Raw genomic sequence first — 20,102 nt, 5'->3', positions numbered from 1 at the left:
TCTCCTAATAATGAATCGGAATGATTTTCTTTATCCTTTTTCTGTCTTTACGGAAATTGTTTTTCCGTCGGTGAGAAAAATGACCGTTCCGCTGACGTCGGTCCGGTAAGTTTTGATTCCGGCGCGGTACAGCCGTTCCAGCACGTCCTGTCTCGGAAGCTTGTTCCGGTCGTACCCGACCGAAATCGCCGCGTATTCAGGCCGGACCGCGTTTAAAAATTCGGCGGTGGTCGATGTGCTGCTGCCGTGGTGCCCCACTTTCAGGATGTCGGCGGAAAGGTCCGCTCCCGCGTCGATCAGGCTCTGTTCTTCCTCCTTTTCCGCGTCGCCCATCAATAGGATTCGGACGTTGCGGTAGCGCAGAAGGAGCACAAGGGAACTGTTGTTGGTGCTGTCGCCGGGGACGACCGGACCCAGCACCCGGACGTCCATGCCGCCCAGCGGGAATTTATCCCCGGCTTTTGATATCTCTTCGGAAATTTTCTTTTGCCGCAGCGCCTCCATCGTACCGAGATAGGCGGAATCCTCCGGCAGAAGATCCGTTCTGACTTTCGTTGTCAGATAGTGTCCGACCGGAAAACGCTCCACAACATATTTTAGACCGCCGATATGATCTTCATCCGGATGCGTGTTGACAACATATTCCAATTTCGAGGTTTCGCGCTGCGCCAAGTACCTGACAACGCTTTTCCCATTTTCCGGCGTACCGCCGTCCACCAGCATCCTGTGTCCTTCGCATTCGATCAGAATGCTGTCCGCTTTTCCGACGTCCAGGACATGGACGGATACCGGCCAACTGTCGGCGCAGGAAGAGAAACTGCCGATCCCGAAAAGGGAAAGCACCTGATTCCAAATGGAGGAAGCCCCAAAGGGAAGCGCGGACGCGGCCAGGGCCCCGATCAGAAGAACTGCCGCCGCGGCGCGCCCGAGTCTGTGTTTGATGCGGAAAGGACGCATGGCGGTCATGAACCGGTTTCCTGTTCCGCGTCGGACTTCTGCATGTTCATCTCAAGCCATTGCTGGTAGGTAATCAGCACTTGGCGTGGTTTGGAGCCGTCCCGCGGACCGATGACGCCCATCTGCTCCATTTCGTCGATCAGCCGTCCGGCGCGCGCGTACCCCAGCCGCAGACGGCGCTGAAGCAGGGAAGTGGAGGCCTGTCCGGCTTCCACGATGCATTTGATGGCGTCCGGCATCATCGGGTCGCCGCTTTCCTCCGGTTCGCCGGAAGAAGAATCGCCTTTTTCTGCCGCCGCATTGCGCTCGATTTCCTCGGCGATGTTTTCATTATAATCCGCTTCCTGCGCCTTTTTCACGAATCCGGCGATGGATTCGATTTCGCTGTCGCTGACAAAGCACCCCTGAATCCGGATCGGTTTCTGAGAGCCGACGGGGGAGAAGAGCATGTCACCGCGCCCCAGGAGCTTTTCGGCGCCGCCCATATCCAGAATGGTGCGGGAATCCACCTGAGAGGAGACCGCGAAGGCGATGCGGCTGGGGATATTCGCCTTGATAATGCCCGTGATGACGTCCACCGACGGCCGCTGGGTGGCGATGACCAGATGCATCCCGGCGGCACGCGCCATTTGCGCTAGACGGCAGATGGAGTCTTCCACCTCGTTCGGCGCGGCCATCATCAGGTCGGCGAGCTCGTCGATGATGATCACGATCTGCGGCATGTGCTCCATCGGCTGGCCGTCGTCATCCTTGTAGCTGCGGTGGGCTGCGAGCGAATTGTAAGCGGACAGGTCGCGGACATTGTACGATGCGAAAATTTTGTACCGTTTCAGCATTTCGCTGACTGCCCAGCTCAGCGCTCCCGCGGCCTTGCGGGGATCGGTGACGACGGGGACCAAGAGGTGGGGAATGCCGTTGTAGACGCCGAGCTCCACAACCTTCGGGTCGATCATCAGAAAGCGGACGTCCTCCGGGGAGGATTTGTAGAGCAGGCTGATAATCATGGAGTTGATGCAGACCGATTTTCCGGAGCCCGTGGCGCCCGCAATCAGCAGGTGGGGCATTTTGGAAAGGTCGGCGACGGCGACGCCGCCCGCGATGTCGCGTCCGAGGGCGACGGTCAGACGGCTTTTCGCTGCGGTGAAGCTGTTGCTTTCAACCAGCTCCCGCATGCGCACAACAGTGTTTTTCTTATTTGGAACTTCAATCCCGACTGCCGCCTTGCCCGGAATAGGCGCTTCGATACGGATTCCCGCCGTGGCGAGATTCATGGAGAGATCGTCGGAGAGGTTGGTGATCTTGCTGATTTTCACCCCGCTGGCGGGCTGCAGCTCATAGCGGGTGACGGCGGGACCGCGGCTGTAGCCGACAAAGGAAGTCTGGACGCCGAAACTTTGCAGCGTGTCGACCAGCATGCGCCCGTTGGTCTGGATTTCGCTGATCGCTTCCTGTTCGCTCAGTTCATGCGTCGTTTCCAACATGGAAACGGGCGGAAAATGATATTCGCCGTCCTGCGGCGGATCGTTGGAAAAAGGAACAGGTTTTTCCGGGGCGCTTTTTTGCGCCGCGGGTGCTGATTCGGATTTGACGGGGGAATCAGGTTCTTTTTCCGCCTGGGGAGGCGCAGGAGGATCGGGCATTCCCGCCGAGGCCGGCGTTGAGGTCCGCGCTTCGCCGACAGAAAACAGTTTTTCCAGGTGTTCCAGCTTTTCATTTTTCTGAGCCGGCTTTTTTCCGGCAGAGCGGACCGGGTGAGGGGGAAGCTCCTCGCCGTCCAGCGCGATATCGATGTCAAGGTTTTCACGGTTGCGTTCGATCCTTTTTTCACGGGCGGAATCAAAACCGGTTTTTACCATTCCGGCTGGTTTTGCAACCGTCCGGAAAAGCTGGATCAGGCTTGTCCCCGTAAGAATCATGACGGCGACGAAAAGCAAAAGCAGAATGACGATTTTCGCTCCCAGCGGCCCGAGCGCGGCGACGATCGGGATTCCGAGAAGGCCGCTGAAGAATCCGGAGCCGGCGTGCTCCGTGCCCTCCGTATAAAGGTTCACAAGACTGGCCCAGAAAGAATGAAGGGTCACATTGCCGCTGACGGAAAAAATATAGGCCGAAGCGCAAAAGAGCGCGATGATCACGATCATCAGAATCAGCTTGCCGCCGGTGTGCGCCCCCTGGCGCTCCAGAGCGGTGATAATCGATATGTACAGGAGCAGGATCGGCCAAAGAATGGCCCAACTGCCGAACAGGCCGAGAAGAATATTGTGAAACCACCGCCATACGTGGTCGCCGCTGATCAGGACCAGGCAGAACATCAGAATGGAGCAGGCGAACAGGATCACGGCGCTGATCTGGTTTCGCTGTTTATTTGCCTGTGCGTTCCGCATTGCCGCGGAAGCGGCGTCTTTCGCGGAGGGTGCGGCACCTGACCGTGCCTTTTTTGCAGCTTTCCGGTTGTTCCGATTCAATTTTTTATTTGCCAAACGGCACACCTCTATCCGTTAAAGTTCAGTGTATTCGAGCTGTAAGACCGGCGGGATGCGGCTTTGTAACTGTGTTCCCGGCAAAAAGGATCAATCCGAAGCGGTGATTTCGCCTTCTCTATGTAGGGACGGCGGCAAGGCCGTCCAAAATACGGGATCGATTATTTCGATTTCACTGGTTTTTGCGGCACCGGAGCTTTCTTTTTGTTTTTCTTCTTTTTCTCGTCAATCATTTCATAAAGGCATTCGATCGCATCCGACAGGCTTCCGAGGGAATCGATCAGCCCTTCCCTGACTGCGTCCATTCCCTCCAGAACGGAGCCGATGTCCAGTACGAGCTCCTCCGTGTTCATCGAAAGCTCCGTAAGGCGCTCGGCTGAAATTTTGGAATGAGCGGTGATAAATTTCGTAATCCTTTTTTGCATCCGTTCAAAATAGTCCAGCGTCTGAGGAACACCAAGGGTCAGGCCGTTCATCCGCACGGGATGCAGCGTCATGGTTGCGCTTGGAACGATAAACGAATGCTTCGCCGCGACGGCGAGAGGGACCCCGATGGAATGCCCTCCGCCCAAAACGACGGACACGGTTGGTTTTTCCATTCCCGCAATCAGCTCCGCGATGGCAAGCCCGGCTTCCACGTCGCCGCCAACGGTGTTCAGCAGGATCAGCAGGCCTTCAATCTGCCTGTCTTCCTCAATCGCAACCAATTGGGGGATTACGTGCTCATATTTTGTCGTCTTATTCTGAGAGGGGAGAACGGTGTGCCCCTCGATTTGTCCGATGATGGTCATGCACTGGATCAGATGCTTGCCATCCCCCGTGATGATGGAACCGGAATCCACAATGCGGTCCATGGACTGGTTCGTTCTTTCCTCTTTATTTTCTTCTTCGCTCATAACGGCACCTCCAACAAGGCTTAGTTTGCCTGCGGAAGCGCATAACATACATGCCGGACGGCCGCGCCCGCCAATTCATTGATATTATAGCATTTGTTGCCATTTTCATCAACAAATTCAATTAAATTGAAAAAAAAATTCTCAATAAAACGTTAATTGATTGACAAGCATCGATTTTTATTACATAATGGTTTTGTTTATACGTTTGCAGGTTTTCAACGCGGACGATTCGAAATGAAGAGAGGACTCCGATATGGGTTTGACACTGTCCCAGAAAATCATTAAAAAACACCTTGTCAGCGGATCAATGAACGTCGGCAGCGAAATCGGCCTCAAGATCGATCAGACTCTAACGCAGGATGCCACTGGTACGATGGCTTACATTGAATTTGAGGCCATGGGCATCCCCCGCGTGCGAACGGAGCGTTCCGTTGCCTATGTCGATCACAACACGCTGCAGACCGGGTTTGAAAATGCGGATGATCACCGTTTCATTCAGTCGGCCGCGAAAAAATATGGCATCTATTACTCGAGGCCGGGAAACGGAATTTGCCATCAGGTCCACCTGGAGCGGTTCGGCGTTCCGGGGAAAACCCTGATCGGTTCCGACAGCCATACCCCGACCGGGGGCGGCATCGGCATGCTTGCCATCGGTGCCGGCGGACTTGACGTTGCCGTTGCGATGGGCGGAGGCCCGTATTACATAACGATGCCGGAGATTCTGCGGGTGGTTCTGACAGGTTCCCTCTCTCCATGGGTCAGCGCCAAGGACGTCATCTTGGAGGTCCTTCGGCGTCTTTCCGTCAAAGGCGGGGTTGGGAAAATACTGGAATATGCCGGTGCGGGGGTCAAAACCCTGACTGTTCCGGAGCGCGCGACAATTACAAATATGGGTGCCGAACTCGGCGCCACGACTTCCATCTTCCCGTCCGATGAAGTCACCCGTGAATTTTTAAAGGCGCAGGGCAGGGAGAGCGGCTGGACGGAACTTGCCCCGGATCCGGATGCCGTTTACAACGAGACGATTGAAATCGACCTTTCTTCCGTCGAGCCCCTGGCTGCGTGCCCTCACAGCCCGGATGCGGTCAGGCCGGTTCGGGAGATCGGACCGATTGCGGTCGATCAGGTCTGCATCGGTTCCTGCACGAATTCCTCGCTGCGCGACATGATGCGCGTGGCCTCCATTTTAAAGGGGAAGACGATCAGCCCCGGCGTCAGCCTTGCCATCGCCCCCGGTTCCCGGCAGGTTTACAGCATGCTTGCCGAAAACGGCGCGCTCGCCGACCTGGCCGGTGCGGGGGCCAGAATTCTGGAATGTGCCTGCGGCCCCTGCATCGGCATGGGCCAGTCCCCGAATTCGGCGGGGATTTCCCTGCGGACTTTCAACCGGAATTTTCTCGGGCGTTCCGGAACGGCCGACGCCCAGATCTACTTGGTTGGGCCGGAAACTGCGGCCGCTTCCGCGCTGGCGGGCGTGCTGACGGACCCCAGAACGCTGGGAAAGGAACCGGAAGTTGAGCTTCCGGACCATTTTGAGATTAACGACAATATGATCATTCCGCCGGTTTCCGTAGAAGAGGCGAGGGACCTTTCCGTGCTCCGCGGGCCAAACATTAAAGGATTGCCGGTCGCGGAGCCGCTGCCGGAGTCTGTTTCCGCGAAAGCGATTCTGAAGGCGGGGGACAATATCACGACGGACCACATTATGCCGGCAGGTTCCAAAATATTGCCTTATCGGTCGAATATTCCTTATCTTTCTCAATTCTGCTTCGCCGTGTGTGATCAATCGTTCGCCGGGCGCTGCAAGGAAAACGGCGGTGGGATCATCATAGGCGGCTCCAATTACGGACAGGGATCCTCGCGCGAACACGCCGCGCTGGTCCCGCTGTACCTTGGGATCAGGGCCGTCATCGTAAAAAGCTTTGCCCGGATTCACTGCGCCAATCTGGTCAACGCCGGAATTCTTCCCCTGGTTTTTGAAAACGAAGCGGATTATGACGGAATCGACCAGATGGATGAATTGGAACTGAAAAATGTCCGGCAGGCAGTTCGCAATGGGGAATCTGTCACGGTCGCCGATCGGACGAAGGGGACTTCTTTCCGCGCGAAGCCCGTTCTCAGCGAACGTCAGCGCAGAATCGTCCTGGCGGGCGGGCTGCTGAACGACACAAGGGAGCGGAGCGAAAGGGTGTAAAGGTTTGGAGCAGCCGGCGCGGGGACTGACGGCAAACGCTGTGAAATGGATTGCGATTGCCGCCATGCTGATCGATCATATCGCATGGGGGTTTGTGCCGACGTATTCCGCGCTGGGGCAGCTGATGCACATCGTGGGCAGGATTACGGCGCCGACCATGTGCTTCTTCCTCGCGGAAGGATATGCGCACACGCACAGCTTTCGAAAATACGCGTTTCGCCTCGGTGCCTTTGCCCTGATTTCACAGGTTCCGTTCACATTGTTTGAAACGGGAAAGCTGCAATTTATCGTGGGCGGGAATTCTTCGGAAACCCTCAATGTGATCTATACGCTGTTTTTAAGCCTTCTGGCCATTCGGGCCTGTGACAGGATAAACAGCAGGAAACTCAGATTCCTGGCGGTTTTCGGGTTGTGCCTTCTCTCGCTTCCCGGAGATTGGATGTTCTTCGACATCCTTTTTGCACTGAGCTTTTGGCAGAACAGGGGAGAATTGTCCCGGCAGATCCAGTCGTTTTCCATTCTGGCCGTGAGTATGGTTTTGGCAGAGACCTTTTTGTCGGTTTCTGAAGGTTACCCGATTTACAGCCAGCTATTTCAATTTGGAGTGCTGCTGTGTCTCCCGGTCCTTATTCTTTACAACGGGCGGCGTGGCGGCGGACGGACGTCCAAATGGACATTTTACATTTTTTATCCGGCGCATTTGCTGGCGCTGGGATTGCTCAAGATTTATCTAGCAGTATAGGAGGTTCTTTATGGCGGAAAAAATAAAGATGCGGACCCCGCTCGTAGAGATGGACGGGGACGAGATGACACGTATTATCTGGAAACAGATCAAAGATATTCTTCTCACTCCGTATGTTGATCTGAAAACCGAGTATTATGATCTGGGCCTGAAGCACCGCGATGAAACGGAGGACCGCGTTACGGAGGAAGCGGCGCGGGCGATCGAAAAATACGGCGTCGGCGTCAAATGTGCCACGATCACGCCCAATGCGGACCGTGTGAAGGAATATCAGCTCAAGAAGATGTGGAGATCGCCAAACGGCACGATCCGCTCCATACTGGACGGAACGGTTTTTCGCAAGCCGATTCTGGTCAGGGGAATTACCCCGTTGGTGCCGTCTTGGAAAAAGCCGATTACGGTCGCCAGACACGCGTACGGCGATGTGTATAAAAATGTTGAAATGACCGCTCCGGCGGGCTCCAAAGCCGAACTGGTCGTTACGGATGCTTCCGGGAAGGAAAGCCGGACGACAATTCATGATTTTCAGTCCGCCGGAGTTGTACAGGGCGTTCACAACCTGGATCAGAGTATTGCCGATTTTGCCCACTCTTGCTTTCAGTATGCACTGGAGGCGAAGGAGGATCTCTGGTTTTCTACAAAGGACACGATTTCCAAAACCTACGATCACAGATTTAAAGATATTTTTCAGAAAATATTTGAAGAAGAATACGAAGAAAAATTTAAACGCGCGGGAATTACTTATTTCTATACGCTGATTGACGACGCCGTCGCGCGCGTCGTCCGTTCGGACGGCGGTTTTATCTGGGCCTGCAAAAATTATGACGGCGACGTCATGAGCGACCTGATCGCCACGGCGTTTGGAAGCCTTGCCATGATGACCAGCGTGCTGGTTTCCCCGAAGGGCATCTATGAATATGAAGCGGCGCACGGAACGGTACAGCGCCACTATTACCGCTATCTGAAAGGGGAAAAAACTTCGACGAATCCGATTGCGACCCTGTGCGCCTGGACCGGCGCCTTGAAAAAGAGGGGCGAGCTCGACGGAACGCCGGAGCTTTCCGGTTTTGCGGATCAACTGGAGGCGGCGTTGCTTCGGACTGTCGAGAGCGGAATCATGACGGGGGACCTCGCGGGTATTTCGACGCTGCAAAGCAAAGAAACAGTCGATACGGAAACTTTTTTGTACGCCGTACGTTCGCGAATGAATCAGTCGTAATAAATTTCATGTTTCACATGATGAGGAATGGAGGAATGCGTCATGCCAAGACGTGAAAATGTTTCAATGTCTGTTATCAGGAGGCTGCCCCGATATTACCGTTTCCTGAGCCATTTGAAGGACAAAGGGGTGACAAGAATTTCTTCGACGGAGCTTTCCGCCAAGCTGGGGCTTACCGCTTCCCAGATCCGCCAGGATCTGAACTGCTTCGGCGGATTCGGCCAGCAGGGATATGGGTATATTGTCAGCCAGCTTTGCGATGAAATCGCCAATATTCTCAGCCTTGCCAGCCAATACCCTACGGTGCTGTTTGGGGCCGGCAACCTCGGCCGCGCGATCGGGACCCATATGTCTTTTGAAATGGAAGGCTTTCATTTGATCGGCATCTTTGACAGCTCCCCTGACCGGATCGGGATGGAACTGGCCAATCTCAAGGTGAAGGACGTTTCAGAGATGGAGGAATTCTGCAAAAAGGAAAAACCCGTAATGGCTATTTTCTGTCTTCCCCCAAGCGCGGCGGCGGAACTGGCTGAAAAACTCTACAGTTTGGGAATCCGAAATTTTTGGAATTTCAGCCATTATGATATTTCCATGCAATATCCGGATGCCATCGTCGAGAACGTGCATTTGAATGACAGCCTGATGACATTGTGTTACCGCATTTCCAATAAGACTTTAAAATAATTTTACACTTTTCACCGATCAATATCATATATTTCTGATATCATGGAGAAAATGTGGATAAAGGGGGGATTTAATGGGTTGGATTCCGCTGGCAGTACTTTTGGGGATTTTGCTGATTTTGATTATCTGGTGCGTTTCCGCGTATAACAAATTAGTATCGTTTTCCGTCCGCGTCGACAATGGATGGGCTCAGATCGATGTGCAGCTGAAAAAAAGAGTCGATTTGATTCCGAATTTGGTAGAGACCGTGAAGGGCTATGCCGCTCACGAAAAGTCAACTCTGTCAGAGGTGACGAAATGGCGCAGCGCGGCAATGAATTCCAAAACCCCGGAAGAGGCAATGGAAAATAATGCGAAGCTATCAAAGGCTATTTTCAATCTTTTCGCCACCGCTGAACAATATCCCGAATTGAAGGCAAATCAGAACTTTCTGGACCTGCAGGGACAGCTGCGTGAGATTGAAGGAAAAATCGCGATGTCCCGTCAGTTCTATAACGATACTGCCATGAAATACAATGAATATGTCATGCATTTTCCATCGAATCTGATCGCGTCGGTTTTTCACTTTGAACGAAAGAAATATTTTGAAGTCGAAGAAGCGGACCGGTCTGTGCCGCAGGTAAAGTTTTGAGATTAAATAAATGGAATGTCCCGCGTATGGTTTCAAAAGCTAGATTTGGCAGACTGATTCTTTTCACGGCGATGCTTTTCAGCATGATCCCGCTTTCCGGCTGTTCGGACTATGGCCAACATTCCAAGCAGGTTCTGGATCAGCTGAACATCTCCGCCGTTCTGATGGAAAACGGCGATATGACGGTTTCGGAGACCTGGAAAGTCGATCTGAAAGACCGGAACAGGCCTTACCGCAATTTGTACCGTAGTTTTCCGATGGACGCCGAAAAAGCGGACGACATCACGGATTTGACTGTCTACGACGAAGACCGCAGGATTTCCTATTCGTTCGCGGGGGATGTGGACCCGGAAAGTGTTTCCGGAGACGAGATGCAGGATCGGTGTTATTTGCACCGGTCGGGGCAAGACGTTGAAATCGGCTGGTTCATGCCCGCGCTCAAAAGGGGCGTCCGGACCTTTACTTTTTCTTACAGGCTGAAAAATATCGTCAGTGTCTATGCAGACACGGCGGTTCTATACAACTATTTTCTGTCGAACAATTTCAGTATGCCCATCACGTCGCTCAGCGGTACCGTCCGCTTCCCGTCCGGCGGCTTGAAGGACAATGTGAATGCCTGGCTTCATACGGATGTGAGCAGCAATCTGTCGATCGATTCGGCCGATCAGATCGGATTTCGTGCTTCTTCCATCCCGGCCGGGCATTCCGTGGAAGTGCGCCTTTGCATGCCCCCGCAGCTCTTTCCGTCTTCCGGAAAGATTTCCTCCCAGTCCGTTTTATCCGGAATCCAGAAGGAAGAGCAGCAATGGGCTGACGAATATGCGCAGAAGCTCCACAGGGAATTCGTGCTTGGAATCCTTGATGCCGTCAGCGCGGTTCTTGTGATCATCCTGAGCTTGTATTTCTTTTTCAGGCTTCGCAAAAAAAACAGAAGGTACCCTGTTACCGTTCCGGAATACACCCGCGAAATACCTCCGGGAAACAGTCCGGGCGGCATCGCCAACCTATATTATTTTTATTCGGGTCTGCGTGAAAAAGAAAAAAACAGGATGTTTAGCGCCACTCTATTAAGCCTTGCACGGAAGGGCCTTGTCCGTTTTGAAAGCAGCGGGGACCGGCTGTCCGTGATCTTGACCGGGGACAGCGATGGAAAGGAACTGACGGAGAGTGAAAAGGTCTTTTTCGAGCTGATTTTCACAGTGGGCGAGGAATCGGAAAATTCTTTTACGATGAAAGAATTCGAAGAATACGCACAGCAGCATGGCTCATATGTCAGCAGCAAAATGGAGGATTTTCTGGCTGCGGCAAAGCGGGAAATTTCAAAGCGGGGGTATTATGAAGCAAGGCCGATTTTGTTTTCTACTTCCAAATGGGTTGGCGCCCTGCTTGTCTTTCTTGCGGCCGCCGTATTTCTGTCGACGAGCTTTTTGAATGCCCTGCTGGTCTATCTGCCGCTTTCCCTGTTAATTTCCGGCGCTCTGCTATGGGTCGGCGGGTCCGCGAAAATGAAGCTGAGCGAAAGGGGAGAGTATGAATACGGCGTGTGGCACGGCCTGAAAAAATATATGGTTGAGTTTTCCCGGATGAAAGAATACGGGGTGCCGCAGCTCGAACTCTGGGAGGAGTATTTGGTTTACGCGACCATGATGGGTGTTTCCGGCGAGGTCTGTAAACAATTGAGGATGGCGTATCCCCAGCTTGGGGAGGCCGCTTTTCGTGATCAGTATTTTACCGGCAGTTACCTGTATTTTATGTTCGGGCCAAGAATTTACTGGGGAGGGCTCGCGCCGGCGCGGGGCACCTTTGATTTTGGCGCCGCTCTGGGCAGTTCCTTTCAGCAGATTGGTTCGGCTGCCACAAGGCTTTCCAATCCGGCGATGAACGGCGGCGGAAAATTCGGCGGATTCGGCGGTTTCGGCGGCGGCGGCCTCGGAGGAGGAGGTTTCTCCGGTGGCGGCGGCGGCTTTGGCGGCGGCGGTGGCGGCGGTGTCCGATGAACAGGCACTCTGAAAAACAGATTAAAACTTTGGCTCGAAGACAAAAAATGCGTTTTGATGCGAGAAAAATCCGCATCAAAACGCATTTTGCTTCCAGATTTCCGCGTCTCTACGCTAAGTTAGTATTTCATCTGTCCATTTCCCGATCTCGTCTTCTCCGGAAAAAGCGGGGACCATGCCGCTTCGGCAGAGTAACAGATTCTCAACGTGTTTGATGGTTTCGCCGGGATTTACCTCGTACAGGGGGCTTAAGGTGGAAAGCTCGACGAAGTCCGGGGTGAGACAAATTTCCCCGGAGCTTCCGGAGTCCGGATAGGCGGCCTGAGGATTCGCCACGAACCTCTTGACCAGTGTAAAACCGCTCCCCGCATAGGCGGTCCAGCCCGAAAAATTGTTGGTGCCGATTCTAAGAGGCTTTTCATTTCCGGGCTCATGCCGGACGGTGAGAAAGCGGTTTCCATAAAAGATTCTGCGGTCGTTAATGTCCGTATCCGGCCAAAGATTCAGGGTTTTGCTCGGCGGCCCGGATTGCGTCTGCTGATTTTGTGGAATCACGGCGACTCCGCCGCCTTCAAGAAGGGTGGCCGGAGACAGGCCGAGCAGCATTGTCTCTTTGGAGCAGTTTTTAGCTGCGTGAACAATCATGATATCCGAGGCGTCTTTTCCCATGATAATCTCGTAGGAGAGCTGGACTTCTTTTTTTTTCAGCTTTGGCGCTGTAAAAGTAACGCCTTCCGCCGGAGTGCCATAGACCACTGAAGAATTGTCAGGAAAATCGACCTGCGGTGATTGGCGTATCTGAAGGCGGTGCCCTCCGTACAGGTAGTAGATTGTATTTTTATCGGAAGCTGCCGAAGCCTCGTCTGCCGGACGCTGATACTTGCGTTTCAGGTCAGTATATAAAATGTTCTTTTCTCCAACGAATCCAAAACGTAAAATTCGGGGCCCGATTTCAATCGAGACAATGCAGTCGATGACGCCGTTGGTGATCCTGACGCAGCGGCCGAAATTTTCATATTCCTGTTCTGTCAATTCCATGAGCCGGGACCCCCTTTTCGATATGGAAGCGTAATGATTTTTTCAGTCCGGTCAAGGCCGCAGGGAGCGACCTTCGGAAGGCACAGTGCATATAAATCCGCGGCCCTGTTTTCAAGGTCCGCGATCTCCCTGGCCCGATCCCCAAGGGCATTCAGATCGGCGGGGCGGGAAACAATCGGCAGTTTTGCGGCGGCCTTGGCTTTTTGCAGAATCTCCGGCCCCCGTTCTCCGATGCCGAGGACGCGGATATAGGGAGGAAACCCGGAGGCGGATCCGGCTTTCAGACCCAGAAATGCGGAAAGGACGATGCGGCGGATCCTTGCGAGAGGGTAGCGTTTGGTTTTTGCAAGGAAATATAGATCCTCGAGACCTGCCGCTTGTCTGACCGCATTCAGAATCCTGTTTTCCAACCCCTCACTGATATCGGGCAGCAGCGCAAAATCATGCCGGGTCATGCGCCGAAGCTGGGCAAGAATGGCACGTTCTGCGCGGAACAGGCTTGCCGGTGCTCTTTCCAACCTGATCTCCTCCTGCAGAACGGAGAATGCCGCGGGCGGCATCAGTGCGGAACAGTCCCGCCCATTTTGCAGCATATTTCGGATCTGTCCGGAAGAAGCATAAGGCCCGCTTCCGGACTCGCCGCCGTGAGCGGAGCCGTAGCGTTGAACCGTTACGGGGGCGATGCCGGAACCGATCCGGCCGACTGCCTTTAAATATTCGATCCCAAGAATATTGTTAGGGTCGCGGAGCAGTTCTGCCGTTTTCATTCCGTACAGTTGTTCAACGGCCCGCTGCCGTGCCGCGGCGAAGGTTGACCCTTTCGCGAGAGATTGGCGCATGGCCTCCCGCAGCGACGGAGAGGAAAGCGCCAGGGACGCTTCTTTTAAACGTTCCACGCTTCCGCACTCGCTTCCGAATCCGATGAGGTCGACACCGATGGCGTCAAGCAACGAAACGCCGCCCAGCGCAAACCGCTCCGCACCGGAAACGGCCCAGGGGAGGGGAAGCTCCACCACAAGATCCGCGCCGCAAAGAAGCGCCTGGAGGGCTCTGGCAGGCTTGGAGAGGATTGCCGCATCTCCGCGCTGCACAAAATTGCCGCTCATGACGGCGACGATATGCGTCGCTCCGTATTCCCGGAGCCGGCGGATTAAATAGCTGTGCCCGAGATGGAATGGATTGTACTCACAGATAATTCCTGCTGATAACATTTTATAAGATATCCTTGAAATTATACCTTTCCTGTATTATGATATATTTATATTACACGATTCTAAAGGTTCTTACAACAGTTCTTCTATGAATGCGTGAAATAATGGAGGAAAATAAATGAAAGTATTGGTTATTAATGCGGGCAGCTCTTCCCTGAAGTATCAGTTGATTGATATGAATACGGAAAAATGGCTTGCAAAGGGAGTCTGCGACCGAATCGGCGTGGACGGCGTATTTAAGCACAAAACCTTTGACGGCCGCGAGAAAAAGATTACAACTGAAATTGATGATCATATGGCCGCGTTTCATCTTGTTACGGATGCCCTTGTCGACAAGGAAACGGGAGTGATTTCCAGCCTGGATGAGATTTCCGCGATTGGCCACCGCGTTGTTCAGGGGGGAGCCGCTTTTGACAAATCCGTTCTGGTGACGGATGAGGTGATCCATCAGATTGAGCGCCTGATTCCCCTTGCCCCGCTCCACAACGGCCCTGAGGTAACCGCAATTCTGGCGTGCCAGAAAGTATTCGGCAAGGAAAAGCCTCAGTGTGTTGTTTTCGACACATCGTTTCATGCGTCGATGCCCCCGAGGGCCTATATGTATGCCATTCCATATGAGTATTATGAAAAATATCATATCCGCCGCTATGGATTTCACGGGACTTCCCATCGTTATGTGAGCCTTCACTGTGCGCATTTGATGCATCAGCCGCTCGAAGATATTAAAATGATAACCTGTCATATCGGCAATGGTTCTTCCATTACGGCAATATTGAATGGAAAGGTTATCGATACCAGCATGGGCCTCACCCCGCTGGACGGCTTTATGATGGGGACGCGCTCCGGCTCGCTCGACCCGTCCATTGTGACGTTTATTATGGAGAAAGAGGGCCTGACTCCGAAGCAGATGGATGAGATTCTGAACCGCAAATCCGGAATGTACGGTATCTGTGGCTACAGCGACGACCGGGACGTAACAAAGGCGGAGATCGGAGGAGACCCGAAGGCGATCCTAGCCCATGAAATGCTGAATTATCAGATTTCCAAACAAATCGGCGCTTATACGGCGGCGATGAACGGGGTGGACTGCATTGTCTTTACCGCGGGGCTGGGAGAAAATCAGCCGCCGATGCGTTATAGCATCTGCAAGAATCTGAAATATCTCGGCGTTAAAATCGATCCGATCCGAAATGACGAGTTGATTCTTGGCAAAGAGGGGAAAATCTCCTCCTTTGATTCGACCGTATCCGTATACGTGATCAATACGAATGAAGAGCTTGTCATTGCCCGCGACACGAAGGATATTGTAAGCAGGCTTGTGTATGCTTCCACTCCGGACAAGACAAACGTTGACCTTGAAGACGTCTGAGAAGCGGCGTTGAAAGATCTGTATCAGGACTGCATGAATTAATAAGAGGAAAAAAGAGCTTCCCTGAAGGGAAGCTCTTTTACGCCGTTTTGCTGGTCTTATGGTGTTTTATAATTTTCATCCGCGAAAAATCTTCACGGTCCTTTTCCTCAAGCGCCTCCGTGATGGTCTTTACTGTTTGTTCAAAACGGGGAATCATAATGTTCTTGAGCGCATTTGCACGCTTTTGGGTCTTTTTCACCGCATAAGCCAAACGATAAACACTGTTTTCGACCTCGGCGAGTTCCGCCGTTAATTTTTTGACCTCATCGAATTTCAAATAAGCGCGATCCAAAAGGATATTGGTTGAAACCAATCCGAAGGGAAGCTGGACTTCCTCCGGATGAAAAGATACCATTGGAATTTCCACGCCCATTACGCTGCGATAAGCCACGTTCAATCCGTTTTCTATTGGAACGGTCTGCGAAAGTTCCTTGACAATGCCGAGCGTTATATTGGCGCGCTGCAAGGCCGCATATGCTTCTTCGTAAGCCGTATCGATTTTTCCCTGTAATTGGTTTGCCCTTTCGATCAAGGACATCATTTCACGGATCAGAATGTTGCGTTTTCGGTCCAGCAGGTCAAATCCGGAGCGCGAAAGCTCGAGGGTCTTTTTAACCGACAGAAGATTGCCCTTGGTGGGGACGGTCTGATCACTCATTTTCAACGCCTCCGCTGCCGTTGTCTTCCATATCGTCCTCACTGTCTTCACTGTCTTCTTCACTCGAACCGCCGTCGATCCGGTTCAGGCGGTCCCATATTGCCTGGGAGGCACCCTTTTTCGAGTTATCGCGGCTTAAAAGACGCGTCTTTGCCGGCTCGTAATATTTATCCAGCGTAGAATCGTCAACCCGGTCCAAAGTTTCGCGGGGCAGGGTGGAGAGAAGCTCCCATCCAAGGTCAAGGCTTTGCTCAATGGAGCGGTTTTCCAAAGGGCCCTGATTTACAAACTTGGCCTCGAACATTTTACCGAATTCCAGATATTTTTTGTCTTCAGGCGACAATTCTTCTTCGCCGATGACGGAAGCCAGGGAACGGACATCCATTACCTTGGCATAGGAAGCGAAAAGCTGATTGGAGAGCGCGGAGTGGTCTTCCCTGGTATAACCTTCGCCAATGCCGTCTTTCATCAGACGCGAGAGGGAAGGAAGCACGGCGACGGGAGGATAAACCCCCTGTCCGTCCAGGGAGCGGTCAAGAACAATCTGGCCTTCCGTGATATAGCCGGTGAGATCGGGGACGGGATGAGTCACGTCGTCGTTCGGCATGGTCAGAATCGGAAGCTGTGTGACGGAACCGGTTTTTCCATTCACCATTCCGGCGCGTTCGTAAAGAGAGGCAAGATCGGAATAAAGATATCCCGGATATCCCTTTCTGCCGGGAATTTCGCCTTTTGAGGAGCTGAATTCACGGAGAGCCTCGGCGTAAGCGGTCATATCGGTCATGATGACAAGAATATGCATATTGAGTTCAAAGGCCAGATACTCGGCGGCCGTCAGCGCGCACCGGGGTGTCAGGATCCTTTCTATAATCGGGTCGTTTGCAAGGTTCAGGAACATGACGACCCGGCGCAGAATCCCGGATTCATTAAAAGAACGGCGGAAGTAATCCGCAACGTCGTTTTTGACGCCCATGGCGGCAAAAACAATGGCAAAACCGCTTTCCTCGTCACTGATTCTCGCCTGGCGGGCGATCTGAACGGCCAGCTCATTGTGCTTCATGCCGGAGCCGGAAAAAATCGGAAGCTTTTGTCCCCGGATCAGCGTCATTAAAGTGTCAATGGTTGAAATTCCGGTATTGATATAATTTTTCGGATAGATTCTTGAGTAAGGATTGATCGGGGTTCCGTTCACATTGGCCCTTTTCACGGGAAAGATATCTCCCAATCCGTCGATCGGCCGTCCGGAGCCATCGAAAGTGCGGCCAAGAAGCTCGGGGGACAGGGACATTTCCATTGGGTGCCCTGTCAGCCTTGTTCTTGTGTTGGTCAGCGAAAGACCGCGGGTCCCTTCAAAGACCTGGATCACGGCACGGTTCCCTTCCATTTGAACGATGCGGCCCTGGCGAACGCTGCCGTCTTCCAGCCGGATGTCCACGACTTCTTCAAAGAAAGCGTCCTGAACGTTGTCCAGTACAATCAAGGGGCCGTTGATATCTTTTACACCGATATAATCAAGAATCATGTAAAACCGCCTTCCAATGAATCATTTTTACAGCGCAGGTTTAACGGGACTGCCAAGCCCGCTAACCGGATACAACTTTAGAGAGGACGCTGTCAATCTCTTTCATATAGTCATCAAACATCTCCGGCTTATTGTTCGGGATGTCATATTTCATCTTGACTAATTTGTCAAACAGGCCGGTTTTCATAATGCTTGAAATCGGGATGCTGGCCGAAATCAACTGTTTCGACTTTTGATACAGATGAAGAATCACCTTCATCATCAGCTTTTGTTTTTCCAGCGGGACATAGGTGTCCTCCGCATGGAACGCGTTTTGCTGCAGAAAACCGACCCGGATTACCCTGGCGGTTTCTATGATCAGTTTTTGGTCGTCAGGAAGCACGTCGGACCCAATCAATTTCACGATTTCCATCAGTTTGTTTTCCTGCTGGAGAATATGATTGATTTTTTTCCGATAATGGATAAAATCCTCTCCGGCATTCTTGGCATACCAGGGGTCGAGATCGGGAAAATATTCGCTGTAGCTTTGCATCCAGTTGATCGCGGGATAATGCCTGGCATAGGACAATGCCTTGTCGAGCGCCCAGAAACAGCGGGTAAAGCGTTTTGTATTCTGAGTGACAGGTTCGGAAAAATCGGAGCCCTGCGGGGACACGGCCCCGATAATCGTAATGGAGCCGTCCGTATCGTTCAGGTTTTTAACCATGCCCGCGCGTTCGTAAAACTCGGCAAGACGGCTCGGCAGGTAGGCGGGAAATCCCTCCTCCGCCGGCATTTCTTCCAGGCGGCCGGAAATCTCGCGCAGAGCTTCCGCCCAACGGGAAGTGGAATCGGCCATCAGGGCAACGTGATACCCCATGTCACGATAGTATTCTCCGAGCGTAATCCCCGTGTAAATGGAAGCCTCGCGTGCGGACACGGGCATGTTGCTCGTATTTGCGATCAGTGCAGTCCGGTCCATCAGGAGGCGGCCTGTCTTGGGATCGGTCAGTTCGGCAAATTCCTGCAGCACCTCGCTCATTTCGTTGCCGCGTTCCCCGCATCCGACATAGATGATAATATCCGCATCGCACCATTTTGCAAGCTGATGCTGGGTCATGGTCTTGCCGGTTCCAAAGCCGCCCGGAATTGCCGCCGTGCCCCCCTTGGAAACAGGGAATAGGGTATCGATGACGCGCTGGCCGGTGATGAGGGGAATATTGGGCGGCAAGTGTCCCGCAACGGGGCGGGGAGAGCGGATGGGCCACTTTTGGCAGAGGGAGAGCTCATGCACTTTTCCCAGATCGTCCTTTAATTCAACGACTGTATCGTTTACATGATATTTGCCGTTTTGTTTGACGGAAAGGACCGTCCCCGACAGTCCGGGCGGCACCATGCACTTGTGACGGATGACCGGAGTCTCCGGCAGTTCGGCATAGATGTCCCCGCCCTTGAGATGGTCTCCCGGTTTAGCCGTGACCGTAACATCCCACTCCCGATTTTCGTCAAGGGCGGGAATATTGCTGCCGCGCGCTATGAATGAGCCGGATCTTTTGGCGATTTCCTTTAAAGGCCGCTCGATGCCGTCGAATATATTGTCCAGGATTCCGGGGCCAAGAGTGACGTTCATCGGGCTTCCGGTGCCATAAACCGGTTCGCCGGGACGCAGGCCGGTTGTTTCTTCATAGACCTGAATCGTGGTCATATCGTTGGAAACACCGATTACTTCGCCAACCAGGCGCTCCTTCCCGACAAATACCATTTCCATCATGGAAAAACTGCGGGAGTTCCTGATGGTCACGACCGGCCCGTTGATTCCGTATATTGTATCCTTATAATCCATAACTTCATCTCCGAAAAACTAATCCGTATCATTAGACAACGGCCATCCCGGACTGCTCTTCAAACCAATCGTGCTGGTTTTCCAGCAGGGTGTCGAGCGTTTCATCGGCAAAAAGGCCCAAACTGTCGTTCCGGGCTCTGATTCCGCCGATGCGGATGCTTTCAAGCGGCTGGAAAGAACAGGGACCCTGAAAGGCGCTGCGAATCATTTCTTCATATTTTTCGTCGCCTGGCTTTATGAAAATCACAGTATCCTGTTTTCCCTGCAGAGTTTTTGAAAACTGTTCCGCCGATTCTTTCAGAAAGTCGGCATAACGATCCGTCTTTGTAAATTCAATCAATTTTTCGGCGGCCCGCTGAAAGACCCTGCCGGCTATTTCCTGCCGTTTTTCCAACAGCCTCCGCTTCATATCCATCTCCCGGACAGCCAGCTCCCGGGAAATCCCCGTCCGCATCTGGGTCATTTCCTTTTGGATCATGAGGTAGCATTCCGTCAGAACCTCTATTTCTGCTTCGCCGAGTTCTTTTTCCTTAAATGCGACGATCTCGTCTTCAATTTTTTTGCGCTGCTCTTCGGCATAATGATTAATGGCGATATAAAATTTATCTTTTTTCTCGTCGGTATAAGCCATTTATGAACC

At 52.8% G+C, this 20,102-nt stretch carries 16 protein-coding genes; 7 read left to right on the top strand and 9 right to left on the bottom strand.

The window, feature by feature from the left end:
- Positions 1-30: 30 nt before the first annotated feature.
- The 3 genes from VA597_RS09530 to VA597_RS09520 all read right to left on the bottom strand — a co-directional run bounded on the left by VA597_RS09530 (position 31) and on the right by VA597_RS09520 (position 4,333).
- On the bottom strand, positions 31-966 hold the full coding sequence (locus tag VA597_RS09530; RefSeq protein WP_128742541.1) for a ComEC/Rec2 family competence protein: 936 nt from the start codon (positions 964-966) through the stop codon (positions 31-33).
- Complete coding sequence (locus VA597_RS09525) at positions 963-3,341, bottom strand: FtsK/SpoIIIE family DNA translocase (RefSeq protein WP_128744287.1); 2,379 nt, start codon at positions 3,339-3,341, stop codon at positions 963-965. The genes VA597_RS09530 and VA597_RS09525 overlap by 4 nt, the downstream gene beginning before the upstream one ends.
- 257 nt (positions 3,342-3,598) lie before the next feature.
- Positions 3,599-4,333 (bottom strand): ClpP family protease, encoded by a 735-nt coding sequence (locus VA597_RS09520; protein WP_128742540.1) that lies wholly within the window; start codon positions 4,331-4,333, stop codon positions 3,599-3,601.
- A gap of 253 nt (positions 4,334-4,586) precedes the next feature.
- Here VA597_RS09520 and VA597_RS09515 point away from each other — a divergent pair, with 253 nt between their 5' ends.
- The 6 genes from VA597_RS09515 to VA597_RS09490 all read left to right on the top strand — a co-directional run bounded on the left by VA597_RS09515 (position 4,587) and on the right by VA597_RS09490 (position 11,800).
- Complete coding sequence (locus VA597_RS09515) at positions 4,587-6,527, top strand: aconitate hydratase (RefSeq protein ID WP_128742539.1); 1,941 nt, start codon at positions 4,587-4,589, stop codon at positions 6,525-6,527.
- Positions 6,528-6,531: 4 nt separating this feature from the next.
- On the top strand, positions 6,532-7,269 hold the full coding sequence (locus VA597_RS09510; protein ID WP_326974497.1) for a TraX family protein: 738 nt from the start codon (positions 6,532-6,534) through the stop codon (positions 7,267-7,269).
- Positions 7,270-7,279: 10 nt separating this feature from the next.
- On the top strand, positions 7,280-8,488 hold the full coding sequence (locus tag VA597_RS09505) for an NADP-dependent isocitrate dehydrogenase (RefSeq protein WP_128742537.1): 1,209 nt from the start codon (positions 7,280-7,282) through the stop codon (positions 8,486-8,488).
- 42 nt (positions 8,489-8,530) lie between these two features.
- Complete coding sequence (locus tag VA597_RS09500) at positions 8,531-9,172, top strand: redox-sensing transcriptional repressor Rex (RefSeq protein WP_128742536.1); 642 nt, start codon at positions 8,531-8,533, stop codon at positions 9,170-9,172.
- A 73-nt stretch (positions 9,173-9,245) separates the two neighbouring features.
- On the top strand, positions 9,246-9,803 hold the full coding sequence (locus VA597_RS09495) for a LemA family protein (protein WP_128742535.1): 558 nt from the start codon (positions 9,246-9,248) through the stop codon (positions 9,801-9,803).
- A 26-nt stretch (positions 9,804-9,829) separates the two neighbouring features.
- Positions 9,830-11,800: a DUF2207 domain-containing protein gene (locus VA597_RS09490; RefSeq protein ID WP_128742534.1), complete on the top strand. Its 1,971-nt coding sequence runs from the start codon at positions 9,830-9,832 to the stop codon at positions 11,798-11,800.
- A gap of 114 nt (positions 11,801-11,914) precedes the next feature.
- Here the strand turns inward: VA597_RS09490 and VA597_RS09485 are convergent, their stop codons facing one another.
- Positions 11,915-12,838, bottom strand: coding sequence for a hypothetical protein (locus VA597_RS09485; protein WP_128742533.1), 924 nt, complete (start codon positions 12,836-12,838; stop codon positions 11,915-11,917).
- The gene (locus VA597_RS09480; protein ID WP_128742532.1) at positions 12,829-14,049 is read right to left on the bottom strand and encodes a tRNA(Met) cytidine acetate ligase; all 1,221 of its coding nucleotides are present in this window, start codon (positions 14,047-14,049) and stop codon (positions 12,829-12,831) included. The genes VA597_RS09485 and VA597_RS09480 overlap by 10 nt, the downstream gene beginning before the upstream one ends.
- A 118-nt stretch (positions 14,050-14,167) precedes the next feature.
- Here VA597_RS09480 and VA597_RS09475 point away from each other — a divergent pair, with 118 nt between their 5' ends.
- Positions 14,168-15,418 (top strand): acetate/propionate family kinase, encoded by a 1,251-nt coding sequence (locus VA597_RS09475; protein WP_128742531.1) that lies wholly within the window; start codon positions 14,168-14,170, stop codon positions 15,416-15,418.
- Positions 15,419-15,497: 79 nt separating this feature from the next.
- On the opposite strand, the gene VA597_RS09470 is transcribed toward VA597_RS09475, so the two are convergent.
- The 4 genes from VA597_RS09470 to VA597_RS09455 form a co-directional block, all read right to left on the bottom strand.
- A complete protein-coding gene (locus VA597_RS09470; protein WP_128742530.1) occupies positions 15,498-16,118 on the bottom strand; it encodes a V-type ATP synthase subunit D in 621 nt (206 codons plus the stop codon).
- Positions 16,111-17,640 carry a V-type ATP synthase subunit B gene (locus VA597_RS09465; protein WP_128742529.1) on the bottom strand — a complete coding sequence of 510 codons (1,530 nt, stop codon included), beginning with the start codon at positions 17,638-17,640 and terminating at the stop codon, positions 16,111-16,113. The genes VA597_RS09470 and VA597_RS09465 overlap by 8 nt, the downstream gene beginning before the upstream one ends.
- A gap of 61 nt (positions 17,641-17,701) precedes the next feature.
- Complete coding sequence (locus VA597_RS09460) at positions 17,702-19,462, bottom strand: V-type ATP synthase subunit A (RefSeq protein WP_128742528.1); 1,761 nt, start codon at positions 19,460-19,462, stop codon at positions 17,702-17,704.
- A gap of 31 nt (positions 19,463-19,493) precedes the next feature.
- Positions 19,494-20,093, bottom strand: a complete 600-nt coding sequence (locus tag VA597_RS09455) for a V-type ATP synthase subunit E (RefSeq protein ID WP_128742527.1) — start codon at positions 20,091-20,093, stop codon at positions 19,494-19,496.
- Positions 20,094-20,102 lie beyond the last annotated feature (9 nt).

This window comes from Caproicibacter sp. BJN0012 (genome assembly GCF_035986805.1).
Classification (GTDB): Bacteria; Bacillota; Clostridia; order Oscillospirales; family Acutalibacteraceae; genus Caproicibacter.
This window is presented reverse-complemented; position numbering and strand designations above follow the sequence as displayed.